The organism is Aminobacter sp. NyZ550 (assembly GCF_025628925.2).
GTDB classification, from domain to species: domain Bacteria; phylum Pseudomonadota; class Alphaproteobacteria; order Rhizobiales; family Rhizobiaceae; genus Aminobacter; species Aminobacter ciceronei.
In genome coordinates this window covers 252,034-267,027 of the sequence record NZ_CP114191.1, presented here as the reverse complement: position 1 = coordinate 267,027, position 14,994 = coordinate 252,034, and the positions used below count along the sequence as shown (strand labels likewise).

The following is a 14,994-nucleotide window of genomic DNA, read 5'->3' as shown; positions in this document are numbered from 1 at the left end:
CTCCACAGGTAGATCGATTCGACCATGGGAGCGGAGGGATCTGGCGTGGACAATTCTGGTACAGGAAATACCGCAGGCAGCTCTGCGGCGGTGCTGCGCTATGCAGGGCTTGGTACGGCTGCCTGCGTCGTCGTTGCGGCGGGAGCTGCGGCACTGCTGTTCCAGGGCCAGGCTGACGGCGTTCTCTGGCGTGGCGTGATCGGTGCCGGCGTCGTTGCGGGTCTCGTCGCTGCGCCGCTACTGACGATCATTGCCAATGAACGGCGCAAGTTCGGCGCTTTGAAATCCGAAGTCAGCCGCCTGTCCTCCGTCGATGCCTTGACCTCGTGCCTGAACGGCAGTGTGTTCGCCAGCCTGATCGACGCCTTTCGCAATTCGCCCACCAGCCGGCAGGGCGCCTTGCTGGTCGTCGACATTGATGACTTCAGGGCGATCAATGCCAGGTTCGGCCATGCCTGGGGCGACGAGGTGCTCAAGATCGTCGCCGGTGCGATCAAGTCGTCCGTCCGTGGCGGCGATCTAGTCGGCCGCATCGGCGGCGAGGAGTTCGGGGTCTTCCTGCCCGGCGCCAGCAAAGAGAATGCCGAGCGCGTCGCCGAGCGTATCCGTGGCTCGATCTCCGATACCGTGCTCGAACCGGGTGGCCGCAAGTGCCCGCTGACGGTCAGCGTTGGAGCGGTCCTGTTCGACGATCAGTTCGAGTTTGACGAGATGTTCCGCAAGGCCAACGGCCGTCTTGCCGAAGCAAAGGCCCGCGGCCGCAACCGCGTCGAATTTACCGATATGTTAGACGACAGCGACGACAAGCCCACCCTCAATGCCTGAAGTAGGCACTGCACGCTAGGGCATCGCTACTTCTCTGCAAGTCGTAGGCATTTTAACGGTTCCGGCAACAAATCCATAAATGTCAGCATGCCCTAATGTGACCGCAACTTCTGGCGGGGCAGGCCATGCGGAATTTTTTCGGGTCGGAGCACGGCAATTTCGCGGTCATTACAGCCATTGCCATGGTGCCGATCATGACCGGCGTAGCTGGCGTGGTCGACTTCGTCAGCATAAACAACAAGGCGGACAAACTGCAGAACTCGCTGGATGTCTCTGCGCTCGCGATTGCAACCAAATATTACTCAGGCATGTCCGGGGACGAACTGACAAGCCTCGGCCGAGACTTCTTTGATTCGAATCTCGCGCGGACCCGCGACGATGCCAGCGAGCTGATCTACAAAGATCAGGTCACTGATTTCGAGGCGTCTGCGACGACCTCGGGCGATATCAGCCACATTGAGGTCACCTCGACGATCGAGCAGCCGGGCATGGTCGGGAACATCGAATGGCGGACCGCCAGGCGCGCTGTGGTCGAGGTGGCGCCTGGACAGCCGGCTTGTGTGCTGGCGCTCGATCCGGCCGCATCGGCCGCGGTCAAGCTTCAGGGCTCGACCCAGGTCGTGCTTGATGGTTGTGTTATTGCCTCGAACTCCAGCGCCAGCGACTCAGTATCGAGAGGTGGATCGGCGCAGGTGGCGGCTGAGTGCGTGACGACAGTCGGCCGTACGGTTGGCCTCACCGGCTACAATACAAACCTCGCCTGCGGCATCCCGCGTGAGAACCAATATGCGTCGCTCGACCCGCTCGCAAATGTCACTCCGCCGTCCTATACGGCCTGCAAGTCAGTGCCTGGCGGCAAGACCAAAACGCTATCACCGGGTACGTTCTGCGATAAGACAATCTCCGGCGAGGTCACACTCGCACCAGGAATATACGTTCTGAGAGGCGGGCAGATAAAACTGGGCGGCAACGGTTCGCTTACCGGGAGTGGCGTGACGATTTTCCTGATGGAAGGCGCGGAATTCACCTCGAACGCCAACGAGATCATCAATCTGTCACCGCCATCGGAAGGAATCTACGCAGGCATTACGATCTACCAGCAGCGGACCAACACCAATTCCGTGGTTATCAATGGTGGGGCTGGTTCGGATGTGACCGGATTCATCTACGCGCCGAGCGCGCATGTCTTTTATGCCGGCAACTCTGAGATGTCGGGTTCAGGTCAGTGTATTCGTATTGTCGCCAATACCGTCGAGATGACCGGCAATTCATCGGTCACGTCGAACTGCGAAGCCGAGCTCGGTGGCAAGAAAATGTATGCCGGCCGCATCATCAGGCTGGTGCGCTGATGGCATGCCATCAAGACATTTCAGACTGCAACACGAGTTGGCTGGCACGCGTATCGCGGGATCCTAATGTGGCGTCGGGCTTGATTCGAATTCTGCACCGAGAGAGGGAGAAAATACGGTGACCAATAGCAGGAAGCTTCTTGTCAGCGCGGCATCCGCGCTCGCCATCAGCGCATTGCCGATCAAGCTTGACATCGGGTCAGTCGGCGGTCTCGCCCAGACTTCAGCTTTCGCCAAGAGCGAGAATGGCGGTGGCAACGGCGGTGGCGGCGGCAATGGTGGTGGCGGCGATCGGGGCAATAGTGGTGGCAAGAGCAGTGGCTCGTCCAACGGCAAGTCTGCATCGGCTGCCGGCAAAACCAAATCGAGCGGGGGTGTTCAGCCGGCCTCTGTTGGCGGGTTGATGAAGTCGATCTTCAGCGGCGGACAGACGAAAAAGTCGGCGGCTGCGGGCAACAAGCACACGGCGCCGAAAACCGCCAAGGCCAAGCAGAATCCCAAGGCACTGACGGCCAATGTTCTGCCCGCCTCCGTGGAGGTGCCAAGGACAAAGCCTGTCAAGGAAAAGAACCTCAATGCGCGTCTGGCGGGTCTCAACTCGCTCAATCGCAACTATCATGCCTATCTGAACTCGCAGTCTCCGCGCATGGCGCTTGTCAGGGAATATGTGCTGAATTCAGCCCAGGCCGAATTGGCGGTCGAAGCTGCTGCAGCAGCAGCCGAAAAGGCAGCCCAGTTGCAGACTGCATTGGATGCGGCCGCAGCAGCCATCGTGCCTTTTGACGGCAGTGCGCCGATCGTGGATCCGACCGCTGATGCACTTCAGGCACGCCTCGACGCACTGAATGCCTTGGAGCCACCTGTCGACCCCACCGAACTGGCCGCATTTGAGGCCGAGAAGGAAGCGTTGTCCGATGCACTTGCGGCCGCGGCTGATTTGGCCAAGGCAGAACAGGAACTCGCAGATGCCCAGGCGACGGCCCATGCCGCGGCCGAAGGCACCAGCGAAGACGACCTCAAGGAGGCGGTGCTCGCAGCAGCCAATCCCAATCGCGTCGCTGAATATGGCGACGACTACTTGAATGACGAGGTTATGGATTGGGCCAAGGATGTTCTTGGCGTTGGCGATGCCTACGGCAAGATCGACGAGATCAAGGCCACCCTGCCGACAGAGACAGCGGAAGTGACGCCGGTGCTCGAACCAGAACCCGAGGTTGCGATAGAGCCGGCACCTGCGCCCCTCGTGGTGCCCGTCAACTAAAGACGTAAGTCAAAAATCCTAACCGCAGCCGGCATCGGCAGCGGTTAGGATGCGCCGTGGGCCGTCATGCAATTACAGTAATCAACCTTCCTTGGCCGTAGTGCTTCTGCCCGACGTTTCAAAAAAGCTCTGACTGCTCCGATCGCATCTCATTTCGAGTTGGCAGGAACGCGCTCCATGTGCGCTCACAGCACCACCGTGTGTAGGTTGTGATATACCGTTGTGCGTGCGAAGAATCTTCCAGGGGGCGTTGGTGAGGGTTCTCGGTAAAATTTGCCTCTTGGCCGCCTGCCGGCCGCAGCCTTTGAACTGCCACACGACTATGTTTTGGAACAGCGCGAATGGTCCGCGCTAATATGCTTTCATTGCGGCGAGGCCGAAGCATTGACAAAGGTACTGCTGGAAGCAGGGATCTGCCTTGATCAGGCGACGGGCGCCCCTGCGGACGTCAGCAATCCGACTTGCAAGTAGCTTGTCAATCGGCTTGTAAGCTTAAGACCAGCTTTGCCGGGAGCCACCTGGGTGCATTCTTGCCCGAATCCGTGATACCGTAGTAGAGGTGAGCGGCGCTCATCATTGCGATCCCGACGGGTTCATGGCGACCAGGAGAGCCTCGCCGATAGCGATTGCTATGGCGGTCTGGTCTGCCAGTTGATGGTGGCCGGCATCTTGTGTCATCGATTGGGCTGCCATGACGCACGGCCTTGCCTGCGGATGCTGGAGGCACAACTCCGGGTCGTAAAGGAACAGATCCTCGAAAACGATCGCCGGGTACGAGCGAGTGCGCGAGAGACCGAGCTTGGCCGCAGGTTGATGGAGATCCCGGGTGTCGGCCCGCTGCTGGCGAGCGCATTCGTGGCCACGGTCGACGATGCGCATGCGTTCAAGTCTGGGCGCTGTCTATCGGCCTGGATCGGGCTTGTGCCGAAGCAAAACTCAAGCGGGGGCAAGGAGAAGCTCGGCAGCATCTCCAAAGCGGGAAACCGCTACCTGCGCCAGATGCTCGTGGTCGGCGCGATGGCGGTCATTCGCTATGCCGAGCGAAACGGGACCAGGCGGCCATGGCTCGTACAACTGATGGCTCGGCGAACGACGAAGGTTGCAGCGGTTGCGCTGGCCAACAAGACCGCCCGAATGGTTTGGGCATTGATGACAAGCGGTGAGCGCTACAGGGAGCCAGCCAACGATGTCCGGCTAAGAAATGGAAAGGATCTCGATCTCGCGCTGTCCCAGCAGGACTACGTCGCCGACAGTCTTGCCAATCAGCGCGATGGCAACGGGTGAGCCATGCGAAATGGAAGCTCGAGACGGGTTGGCCTCATCCTCACCGACGATGCGGAAGGTCTGCGTGCGGCCATCGTCACGTGCGAACGTAACTGTGTGACCGAAGGCGACCACCTCGTTTGAGGTCGGCGCCGGCATGAGCTGGGCTGTACGGACGCGTTCGGCATAGTAGCGCATATCTCGAACCGGAACCGCCGACTGCCGTCGCCGCTCGTTAACGTCTTCCAGCATGTTGGCGGCCTCGAGAGCCTGCTGGGCGCCCGCCAATGCATCTTGCAGCATTTTGAGTCCCACCTCCGTGACAAGGTTGATCCGATCGGAGATAGGGCGCGCCGGCAGTATGGTTTCCGATGCCGCCTCAGCACTTTCCTCTTTGGCAAATGCCACGCTCAATGGCCGAAATCCCGTGTCTAACTGCTAGCTGTTGCTTACCTTAATGCCCGCAATGCAGCAACAATCCAACTGCCGGCTTCGGCCCAAATATGACGGCTGGAAATCTCGCGGGAGGTGCTAGCGCGCATGTCGCTGTCGTTAGTGCTGAATCGTGTGCTTAGCCGGACGGCTGATTATGACTAACGCCCTGAGCTCTGTTTTTTTTGCACGATGCAGGTAGCCAAGCCAGTACGGCCCGCATGTTGGAAGAGCTGGCAGTCCGAAGGGCATTTCGAAGGCTGGTCTCTGGGCCTTCAGGACCTACCGCCTTCTGTCACGGACGCGTGGTGAGAGGGCGTTTCGGACCTTCAACTATTGCTCTCGCCGTCGATTGATGGCGACCCTGTTGCTCGGCTTCTGGCGGCTTCGAGTCCGGTGCTCACAGAGGCAGTGACATGTTGCCCTTGGTTGTGTGGTTGATCGGGCATTGAGCGGGGCATGCCGCGGCGGGAGAGGCCATTTCACGTCAGTCACCCGTGTGGTGCAGATGGCATCGGCACACTGGCCGCAGTGCCCTTCCTTCCGTGTCGCGACAGCCGGTCCTTCCGCAGGCTCGATAGGGCATGTCTAATCGAAGAACGGCTTCGCCTCGATCATTATCCCGCAACGGTTCGCATTCCTCGCGGTCCAACAAAGCTGCTTCTTGCCGCCCTCCATTGCATTGCGGCCCTGACGTGTGCGGTCCGATAGTCTCCGGTCTTTTCGACCATCGAAGTGCAGCTGAGAGCCTTACTCGAGGCGGGGGTGCTCGGGGCCATCCGCTGTCCTGGTCTAAGTTCTGTGGGATTGCCCCCTGTCGCCGAAGTGCTGTCCTGATCGACCCAGCAGGTGGGCGATTTCTACTCGCCCCTCCCTTGTCTGGATTGAGCGAAGCGCCAGGTCAGGATCAACGGGGAGGGGGCGGAGCACATCCCCGTTTATTGCGCAGTCGGCTGCGCCGCCGCTCTCGACGATGATCCCGCTGTTCCGAAGGAGCGGTCCAAGGGCGCAATTATACGTCGCTGACGCGACGCCTTGCTCAACGGCCTGCCCTGCCAGCCGCTCCTGATGAACGCTCGAGTGTCCGTTTGCTGTCCAGGAGCAATCCGAGCTGTGGCTGTACCGCACTTCTCCGTCAGCATTGTCAGCCGCGGTGACGGCCGCAGCGTGGTGCTGTCGGCCGCCTATCGCCATTGCGCGAAGATGGAGTATGAACGCGAAGCGCGCTCGGTCGACTACACACGCAAGCAGGGGCTGCTCCATGAGGCGTTTTCGGTGCCACCCGATGCGCCGCAATGGCTGCGCAGCCTGATTGCCGACCGTTCGGTGGCAGGTGCTTCGGAAGCCTTCTGGAACAAGGTCGAGGCCTTCGAGAAACGCTCGGATGCCCAGCTTGCCAAAGACATCACCATCGCCTTGCCGCTTGAGCTTTCTGCCGAGCGGAACATCGCGCTGGTGCGTGATTTCGTCGAACGACACATTCTCGCCAGGGGCATGGTTGCGGACTGGGTCTATCATGATGCGCTTGGCAATCCGCATGTCCATCTGATGACGACCCTGCGGCCACTGACCGAGGACGGGTTCGGGTCCAAGAAGGTTGCTGTCATGGGTGAGAATGGCGAGGTGCTGCGCACCAAGACCGGCAAGATCGTCTATGAGCTTTGGGCCGGCGGGATCGACGACTTCACGGCCCTGCGCGATGCCTGGTTCGAGATCCAGAACCAGCATCTGGCACTTGGCGGGATCGACCTGCGTGTCGATGGTCGCTCTTATGCCGAGCGTGGCATCGACCTCGTGCCAACCACCCATATCGGTGTTGGCGCCAAGGCGATCCAGCGCAAGTCAGCGCGGGAAGGCCATGAGATGTCGCTCGAGCGGATCGAGCTGCTCGAGGCGAGGCGCAAGGAGAATGCGAGCCGGATCCTGAAGCGACCCGAGCTCGTGCTCGATATCGTCTCTTCGGAGAAAAGCGTCTTCGATGAACGCGACATCGCAAAGATCCTGCATCGTTATGTCGATGATGCCGTCACGTTCCAGCAACTGATGGTGCGCATTCTGCAGAGCCCGGAGGCGTTGCGTATCGAGCGCGACGGCATCGACCTTGCGACGGGAGCAAGGATCCGTTCCCGCTACACGACGCGCGAACTGATCCGCATCGAAGCGAAGATGGCGAAGCAATCGCTGTGGCTGTCCCAGCGCACATCACATGGCGTCCGGCAGAAGGTGCTGGACAGTGTGCTGGCGCGTCATGCGCAGCTGTCGCAGGAGCAGCGTGTCGCCATCGAACATGTGGTGGACGAGGCACGCATCGCTGCTGTCGTCGGTCGTGCAGGCGCGGGCAAGACCACGATGATGAAGGCAGCACGCGAGGCGTGGGAACTGGCGGGTTATCGTGTTGTCGGTGCTGCCCTTGCCGGCAAGGCGGCGGAGGGCCTCGAGAAGGAAGCAGGCATCGTCAGCCGCACGCTGTCGTCGTGGGAGCTGCGCTGGAAGCAGGGCAGGGACATGCTCGACAAAAGCACGGTGTTTGTTGTCGACGAGGCGGGCATGGTTGCCTCGAAGCAGATGGCACTTGTCGTCGAAGCAGCAACCCTGGCCGGTGCAAAGCTGGTGCTGGTCGGTGATCCCGAGCAACTCCAGCCGATTGAAGCAGGAGCTGCGTTTCGGGCCATCGTTGACCGCATCGGCTACGCCGAACTCGAGACCATCTACCGCCAGCGTGAAGAATGGATGCGGGCCGCCTCTCTCGATCTGGCGCGCGGGCGGGTCGCACAGGCGATCCATGCTTATGGCGAGCATGGCAGAGTGCGTGGGTCAGAGCTCAAGGCACAGGCGATCGACAGTCTGATCGGCGACTGGAACAGTGACTACGATCCGACCAAGACTACACTCATCCTGGCCCATCTTCGGCGCGACGTGCACGAGCTCAACAGCCTGGCGCGTGAGAAGCTCGTCGAGCGGGGGATCGTCGGCGTGGGACATGCCTTCCGCACTGATGACGGTCTTCGTCAGTTCGACGCTGGCGACCAGATTGTCTTCCTCAAAAACGAGACTTCGCTCGGGGTGAAGAACGGCATGATCGGGCGTGTCGTCGAGGCGGCACCAAACCGGATCGTTGCGGCCATTGGCGAGGGTGAGCATCGCCGGCTGGTCAAAGTCGAGCAGCGCTTCTATCCCAACATCGATCATGGTTATGCGACCACGATCCACAAGTCTCAGGGTGCGACCGTCGACCGGGTCAAGGTGCTGGCTTCGCTCTCGCTGGATCGGCATCTCACCTATGTCGCAATGACCCGGCACCGGGAGGACATGGCACTCTATTACGGGCGTCGTTCCTTCGCAAAGTCAGGCGGGCTTGAGACGATCCTATCTCGAACGAACGCCAAGGAAACCACGCTCGATTACGAGCGTGGCACCCTCTACCGGCAGGCACTGCGCTTTGCCGAGAACCGAGGGCTGCACATATCGCGTGTTGCGCGCACCCTCGTCCGCGACCGGCTCGACTGGATGCTGCGCCAGAAGGAGCGGCTTGCCGACCTGGCGCAACGGTTCCGTGTCCACGGCGAGCGCCTTGGCCTGTTGCAAAGCCAGACAACGCAAATCCGCAACAGGGCCGAACCGATGGTCGCCGGTGTCACGGTGTTTGCCAGGTCGCTGGCTGATGTCGTCGAGGAAAGGCTTCTCGCCGATCCGGCCCTTGCCAAGCAGTGGGAGGAGATGTCCACACGCTTCCGCTACGTCTTTGCAGATCCAGAGGCCGCTTTCCGGGCAATGGACTTCAATGCGCTTCTGACGAACCACAAGGCTGCGCAACACACACTTGCTCAGCTCGTCAGCGAGCCGGCATCGCTCGGAGCATTGAAAGGGCGGACGGGCCTTCTCGCGTCAAAAGCCGACAAGGAGGCGCGCCGTGTTGCCGAGGTCAATGTGTCGGCACTGAAGCGCGACATCGAGCGCTATCTGCAGATGCGCACGGTTGCTACCGAAAGGATCGAAAAGGAGGAGCAGGCACATCGTCACCGGCTGTCGATCGAAATCCCGGCGCTGTCGCCGGCCGCCAGGTCAGTGCTGGAAACGATCTGCGAGGCGATCGACCGCAACGATCTTCCAGCCGCACTCGCCCATATCGTCGACAATCGTGAGGTGCGGCTGGAGATCGATGGCTTCAACCGTGCCATTGCTGAACGCTTCGGCGAGCGAACGTTGCTTACCCACGCAGCCCGGGAGGCCTCGGGCTCTCTCTTCGACAAGGCCGCGGAGGGTCTTCGACCTGTCGAGCGCGAGAAGCTACATGACGCATGGCCGATGATGCGCGCGGCCCAGCAGATCGCTGCTCATGAGCGGACAGCGCAGACATTGACGCAGGTCGCGCAGTTACGACTGGCGCAGCGCCAGGGATTGGCATGGAAGTTATGAAGCGGGCCCGCATCATAGTCGCAAAGCTAAGTTAGTAGGTTTGCAACTATGCCTTCTTCTCGCCAGGTACGCGAATGCCGCGACGTTCTGCGTACTCTATGAGTGCAACCTCAATGACAGCAGTAATCGATCGGCGGTCCACTTCCGCCAGCTTTTGAGCTAGTTCCAAGACTGCAGGATCAAGTCGGGTCGTAAAAGGCTTCTTGCTCATTCAGTGCTTGAACTTTTCGCTCGGCTGTGCATATTTCGCACGTGCACTGCACTTGCTTTGCACGTTATCGGCCAACCAGAGCGCGGCAACGCTTTGGCTGGCCTGACCAAACCCAAGCTGGTTGGAGCTCGGATCATGGCTGATTCCGACAATAGCACAGCTTTGCCTTTCGTCACCCAAGGGGGACGAAGGAAGAGCTGTGCTGTGGATGACGAGGCGGAAGGTGACATCTCGGTTGGTGTAAGACTGGCCGAGAAGATCGCCGCGCGTTTGCTTGGCACCATCGACCCATGCGTGGTCCTTCTTCAGGAATGGGAGCAGGCACACCACATGGCCGTGGTTCTGTGCCGGCTGCAGCAGCGCCTGGAGATAAGGATCAGGAATGCCCTGAGGGCTTCTGAAGCAAGCGGCGGACCTGAGAACGACGGGCACCGCGCACCGCAGCCAGCAGATCAGCAGGCACGTTGGGACAAGCTCGACCGGGAGGTCGGATACTCACGAGCCCGTGCCGCCGAGGCCCAGGCCGTTGAGGCCGAAGAGGAGATCCTCGACGCTGTTGCAAGCACTCCCGCCCAATCACTCGCCGGGGTGATCGCCAAACTGAAGATCATTGTCGGCGGTGGCGACAACATGGGCGACACATCGGCATTCCCCTGGCCGCAAATCCAGTCGGTCCTGGCGGATCTCCAGGCATTGGGTGACCGCGGCGCGGACGTCCTGCCGGCGGATAGCCGACGCCAGCCCGCAGATGACCGCGGCCTGGACGACGAGACGAACCGCCTTCGCGCATCCATGCCGGACGGCACCATAGCCCGCGAAAGCCATCCACGGCGAAGCTGAAACGCATAGCCGGATTGCGCGAGGCGAGGCAGCGATGCCACGCGGCCACGCATCAGGCGTGCCCTGGATCGGCGATTGGGCAGGCACCTTTTACAACAATGGGAGAGAGAGAAATGATTTTCAGAAGTTCTGTACGCCTGCGGCTTGCATTCATGTGGTGCGTTTTGCTCGCGCTGATCGTTGCCTTGCCAGGTGGTCCGGCCTTTGCCGAGACGACCAAGGAGCGTGTGCTGCGCGAAGGCAAGATCGTCATCGGCATTCACAACCGGACGCCATGGGGCTTTCGTGATGAAGCCACCGGCGAGGCCAAGGGATGGCATCCGGACCTGTTGCGCGCTGCCTTTGCCGAACTTGGCGTCAAGGAGATCGACATCAGGGTCACCGAGTTCGGGGCGCTCATCCCGGGCTTGCTGGCCGGCCGCTTCGATGCGGTGGCCTCCGGTCTGTCCATCACGCCGGAGCGCTGCCTCCAGGTCGCCTTCGGAGCCCCCGATCTCAAGGTCCATGACGCAGCCATCGTGCTCGCTGGTAATCCAAAACAGATCCATGGCTTTGCTGACATCGTCAGCAAAGAGATCATCATGGGTGCCGGCCGCGGCAGCGTGTCGGTCAGGAATGCGACTGTCGCCGGCGTGCCGGAAAGCAACATGCTGCTGTTTCCCGACATCGAGGCCAACATCTCGGCCCTGCGCGCCGGCCGCATCGATGTGACGGTGCTGTCATCGCCGACCGTGATCGGCCTGCTTGCCAGCGGCAAGCTCAAGGGTCTGGAGAGTGCGAACCCCTTCGTGACGACAGACGAACAGGCAACTTATGCCGCCGTCGCGTTCCGCAGCGAAGACGGGGATTTGCGGGCACTCTGGGATGAAAGGCTTGTGGCCCTGACGAAGGACGGCACGGTGACCAAGGTCATGGCCAGATATGGCTTTGGCGAGACCGAGGTCGTGCCTGATACCGTCACCGTCGAGAAGCTCTGCGGTACGGCTGGTGCCGGCAAATGAGCATCCTCGAGATCTGGCTCGGCATCCTGCAGGGCTTTCGCGTCACCGCTCTGGTGACGCTCTATGGCCTTGTCTTTGCCATCCCCTTCGGCCTCATCTTTGGCGTCGCCCAATACATGACCACGGGCCCGGCACGGTTCTTGGTGACGTCGGTGATCGAGTTCTGGCGCAGCTCCGCCGTCATCATCCTGCTGTTTGTGTTCTATTACGCCCTGCCGCTTGCCGGACTGGCTTTGTCTGCGATGACCGTCAGTGCCATGGTGCTTGGGCTCAACATTGGGGGCTATGCCAGCCAGGCGGTGAGAGCCGGCCTGCAGGCACTGGATCGTGGCCAGAAGGAAGCTGGCCACGCGCTTGGACTGTCGCGCTCCACCATCCTGTTGCGCATCGAACTGCCCCAGGCGCTGGTGGCGATGAGCCCGACCTTCATCAACCAGCTCATCCAGTTGGTGAAGGCGACATCGCTTGTCTCGCTGGTCACGCTGACCGACATGACCTTCCGCGCCAAGGAGATCTCCCAGATCGAGTATGATCCGGTACCGATCTACAGCTCGCTGCTGCTCGCTTATTTCATCGTCTGTTATCCCGTCGCACTGTTCGGCCGTTGGGTGGAACGACGCATCAACCCGGCAAGGGAGGCGCGCTGTGCAGTTTGATGTGGCCTTTGCGCTGTCCACGGTGCCGACCATCCTTGGCGCCATCGGCATGACGCTGCTGGTGGCAGCGGTCAGCTGCGTTGGCGCCTCGGCAATCGGCTTTGGCCTTGAACTCATTCGCCGCTCCGGCGGGCTGGGAGGGCTGTTCGTCCGCTTCCTGATCGACTTCATCCGGGCAACGCCGGTGCTGGTCTGGCTTTACTGCCTGTATTTCATTCTGCCCTTCTACGGCATTCGCCTTGGTGCGCTTGCCACAGGCATGATCGGGCTCAGCCTCTATTACAGCGGTTATCTCGCCGAGGTGTTCAAGGCCGGCATCGATGCCATCCCAAAGGGCCAGGCGGAAGCTGCAAGGGCACTTGGCCTTGGCAGGATCGATATGACCATCTTTGTCATCGCGCCGCAGATGCTGCGCAACATCGCGGCACCCATGGGCAACTACTTCGTCTCGATCCTCAAGGCGACGCCCTATCTGGCGGTGCTTGCGGTGCCGGAGATGCTGGGCCGTGCCTTCGACATCGCATCCGAGACGTACCGCTATGCCGAGCCGCTGACGGTTGCCGGCCTGATCTTCCTCGGTCTCGCACTCCTCATCTCGTTAGCCATCAAACGGCTCGAAAACAGGCTGCTTCGGCCGACAGCCAGGTAGGCGGCCGGCCGCTCACCCCAACGGCTGAACACACCCTCACAAATCCAGACACTTAGCTCATTATCTTCAAGCTGATATAGAGATGCTCCATGACCCTCACAGACGACAAGCCTGCCGTCCAGATCACCTCGCTCAACAAATGGTATGGCGCCTTCCATGTGTTGCAGGAGGTCAACCTCACCATCCCAAGTGGATCCCGCGTTGTGATCTGCGGACCGTCGGGTTCGGGCAAATCTACCCTGATCCGCTGCCTCAACGGGCTTGAAGCCTATCAGCAGGGAACCGTGACACTTGGCACGGTCAGGCTGGGCGACAATGCGAGGGAGACAGCCCTCGCCCGTCGCCAGACCGGAATGGTGTTTCAGAGTTTCAACCTGTTTCCGCATCTGACTGTGTTGTCGAACTGCACGCTTGCGCTGCGCCGGGTTCTTTCCATGCCGCGCAAGGAGGCCGAAAGCCTGGCGCGGCATTTCCTGGAAAAGGTCCGCATTCCCGAACAGGCCGACAAATATCCTGCACAGCTGTCAGGTGGACAGCAGCAGCGGGTGGCGATTGCGCGGGCGCTCTGCATGAACCCGCGCCTGATGTTGTTTGATGAGCCGACCTCGGCACTGGATCCGGAAATGGTCAAGGAGGTGCTCGATGTCATGACCGGGCTGGCCCAGGAAGGCATGACGATGATCTGCGTCACCCACGAGATGGGCTTTGCCCGCGAGGTTGCCGACCAGGTCGTGTTCATGGATCAGGGCAGCATTGTCGAACAGGCGTCGCCGATGACGTTCTTTTCGACTCCCAGTCATCCGCGCGCCCAATCTTTCCTCAACACGCTGCTGCATTGACGGGGACGGACCGGTGACGAAGGATACACGCATCTGGACGGACGTTGATTTCGACAAAGACGGCAAGCAGATCACTTGTCTGCGGCTGCCGTTTTCAAGCGATCGTTCCGCCTATGGCACCATTCCGATCCCGATCGTCTGCATCAGGAATGGTGCCGGGCCGACCGCACTCTTGATTTCAGGCAATCATGGCGACGAGTATGAGGGCCAGGTTGCGCTCAGCAAGCTTGCCCGACAGCTCGATGCAAACGAGCTCCGCGGCCGCATCATTATCCTGCCGGCATTGAACTATCCCGCGGTCGACGCAGGCAGGCGCGTGTCGCCGCTCGATCAGGGCAATCTCAACCGCATGTTTCCCGGCGACGCCAATGGCTCGCCCACCGAGATGATCGCCCACTATGTCTCAGAGGTGCTGCTGCCGCTCGCCGACATCGTCATCGACCTGCATTCCGGTGGCACCTCGCTGCTCTATCTGCCCTGCTGCCTGATCCGCGTCGGCAAGACCGCAGCCGAGACGGCACGGCTCGTTGAACTGATGCATGTCTTCGGCGCCCCCATCGGCTCGATCAGCGACGGTTCGGGCGGCGGTGGCGCCACAACCCTGTCGGCGACAGCCCAGGCGCTCGGCATTCCTGCCCTGACCACCGAACTGGGCGGCGGGGCGACGATGTCACGCGCGGGTGAAAAGCTCGCGCGTGACGGGGTGCTGCGTGTGCTGAAGCATATGGGCATCCTGCCCGAGGCCATCGTCGGACCGCCTGAAGCAACACGATCCATGCGGGTCGATGGCAGGCAGGCCTTCACCTATGCGCCCGTCAGGGGGATATTCGAGCCGGCGGTGGCAGTGGGAGACGAGGTTGAGGCAGGAGATCTTGCCGGCACAATCCATCCGACTGCTGGGCCGTCGGAGCCTGCCAGGTCAGTCCAGTTCGCGCAGTCGGGCCTTGTCGCCTGTCAACGTGCTCCGGCACTGACCGAGCCCGGAGATTGCCTGTTCAAGCTTGTGGTGGACGTAGCATAGGGCCTCCCCTGGTTCACAGCTTGTCATGCCGGCCGGTCGAGCTTTGCTGGCGCAGGTCGGCCTTCTGCACAGCTTCGTCACTGGCTGAAACCCTGTCGCGTCGCTTTGTTCGTCATCTGTGCGCAGCGGCGGCTACCGCCGTTCAGAGTGCTTGAGTAGTCACAGCTGGAAACTTCAAGCCGGGTCCATGAGCCATCAAAACATGGACATTCGTATTGACACAAATACAGA

Annotated in this window: 12 protein-coding genes; 11 read left to right on the top strand and 1 reads right to left on the bottom strand. The window is 60.9% G+C overall.

The genetic code is table 11. The features are described 5' to 3' along the window. Positions 1–45 precede the first annotated feature (45 nt). The 4 genes from N7E70_RS28550 to N7E70_RS30975 all read left to right on the top strand — a co-directional run bounded on the left by N7E70_RS28550 (position 46) and on the right by N7E70_RS30975 (position 4,719). Complete coding sequence (locus tag N7E70_RS28550) at positions 46–825, top strand: GGDEF domain-containing protein (RefSeq protein WP_263008284.1); 780 nt, start codon at positions 46–48, stop codon at positions 823–825. A 125-nt stretch (positions 826–950) separates the two neighbouring features. Next, the gene (locus N7E70_RS28545) at positions 951–2,174 is read left to right on the top strand and encodes a TadE/TadG family type IV pilus assembly protein (protein WP_263008283.1); all 1,224 of its coding nucleotides are present in this window, start codon (positions 951–953) and stop codon (positions 2,172–2,174) included. A gap of 118 nt (positions 2,175–2,292) precedes the next feature. Then, complete coding sequence (locus N7E70_RS28540; protein ID WP_263008282.1) at positions 2,293–3,435, top strand: hypothetical protein; 1,143 nt, start codon at positions 2,293–2,295, stop codon at positions 3,433–3,435. 576 nt (positions 3,436–4,011) lie between these two features. Then, the gene (locus N7E70_RS30975) at positions 4,012–4,719 is read left to right on the top strand and encodes an IS110 family transposase (RefSeq protein WP_442866540.1); all 708 of its coding nucleotides are present in this window, start codon (positions 4,012–4,014) and stop codon (positions 4,717–4,719) included. Here the strand turns inward: N7E70_RS30975 and greA are convergent. After that, a complete protein-coding gene (gene greA / locus N7E70_RS28530) occupies positions 4,630–5,112 on the bottom strand; it encodes a transcription elongation factor GreA (protein WP_263008281.1) in 483 nt (160 codons plus the stop codon). The two genes, N7E70_RS30975 and greA, sit on opposite strands and share 90 nt — an antisense overlap. A gap of 1,131 nt (positions 5,113–6,243) precedes the next feature. On the opposite strand from greA, the gene traA reads away from it, so the two are divergent. The 7 genes from traA to N7E70_RS28495 all read left to right on the top strand — a co-directional run bounded on the left by traA (position 6,244) and on the right by N7E70_RS28495 (position 14,763). After that, positions 6,244–9,546 carry a Ti-type conjugative transfer relaxase TraA gene (gene traA, locus N7E70_RS28525; RefSeq protein ID WP_263008280.1) on the top strand — a complete coding sequence of 1,101 codons (3,303 nt, stop codon included), beginning with the start codon at positions 6,244–6,246 and terminating at the stop codon, positions 9,544–9,546. Between the two features lie 346 nt (positions 9,547–9,892). Beyond that, the gene (locus N7E70_RS28520) at positions 9,893–10,597 is read left to right on the top strand and encodes a hypothetical protein (protein WP_263008279.1); all 705 of its coding nucleotides are present in this window, start codon (positions 9,893–9,895) and stop codon (positions 10,595–10,597) included. A gap of 113 nt (positions 10,598–10,710) precedes the next feature. Further along, entirely contained in the window at positions 10,711–11,598 is an 888-nt protein-coding gene (gene ehuB / locus N7E70_RS28515) for an ectoine/hydroxyectoine ABC transporter substrate-binding protein EhuB (protein ID WP_263008278.1), read from the top strand. Further along, the gene (locus N7E70_RS28510; RefSeq protein ID WP_263008277.1) at positions 11,595–12,254 is read left to right on the top strand and encodes an amino acid ABC transporter permease; all 660 of its coding nucleotides are present in this window, start codon (positions 11,595–11,597) and stop codon (positions 12,252–12,254) included. The genes ehuB and N7E70_RS28510 overlap by 4 nt, the downstream gene beginning before the upstream one ends. Next, the gene (locus tag N7E70_RS28505) at positions 12,244–12,903 is read left to right on the top strand and encodes an amino acid ABC transporter permease (protein ID WP_263008276.1); all 660 of its coding nucleotides are present in this window, start codon (positions 12,244–12,246) and stop codon (positions 12,901–12,903) included. Before N7E70_RS28510 ends, N7E70_RS28505 begins: the two co-directional genes overlap by 11 nt. An 89-nt stretch (positions 12,904–12,992) precedes the next feature. Continuing rightward, positions 12,993–13,742, top strand: coding sequence for an amino acid ABC transporter ATP-binding protein (locus tag N7E70_RS28500; RefSeq protein ID WP_263008275.1), 750 nt, complete (start codon positions 12,993–12,995; stop codon positions 13,740–13,742). A gap of 13 nt (positions 13,743–13,755) precedes the next feature. Next, positions 13,756–14,763: a succinylglutamate desuccinylase/aspartoacylase family protein gene (locus N7E70_RS28495; RefSeq protein WP_263008274.1), complete on the top strand. Its 1,008-nt coding sequence runs from the start codon at positions 13,756–13,758 to the stop codon at positions 14,761–14,763. Positions 14,764–14,994 lie beyond the last annotated feature (231 nt).

Excerpts from the sequence above, each read along its gene's own strand:
- ehuB (WP_263008278.1), top strand. The coding sequence starts at position 10,711 with ATGATTTTCAGAAGTTCTGTACGCCTGCGGCTTGCATTCATGTGGTGC.
- N7E70_RS28510 (WP_263008277.1), top strand. The coding sequence starts at position 11,595 with ATGAGCATCCTCGAGATCTGGCTCGGCATCCTGCAGGGCTTTCGCGTC.
- N7E70_RS28545 (WP_263008283.1), top strand. The coding sequence starts at position 951 with ATGCGGAATTTTTTCGGGTCGGAGCACGGCAATTTCGCGGTCATTACA.
- N7E70_RS28520 (WP_263008279.1), top strand. The coding sequence starts at position 9,893 with ATGGCTGATTCCGACAATAGCACAGCTTTGCCTTTCGTCACCCAAGGG.
- N7E70_RS28500 (WP_263008275.1), top strand. The coding sequence starts at position 12,993 with ATGACCCTCACAGACGACAAGCCTGCCGTCCAGATCACCTCGCTCAAC.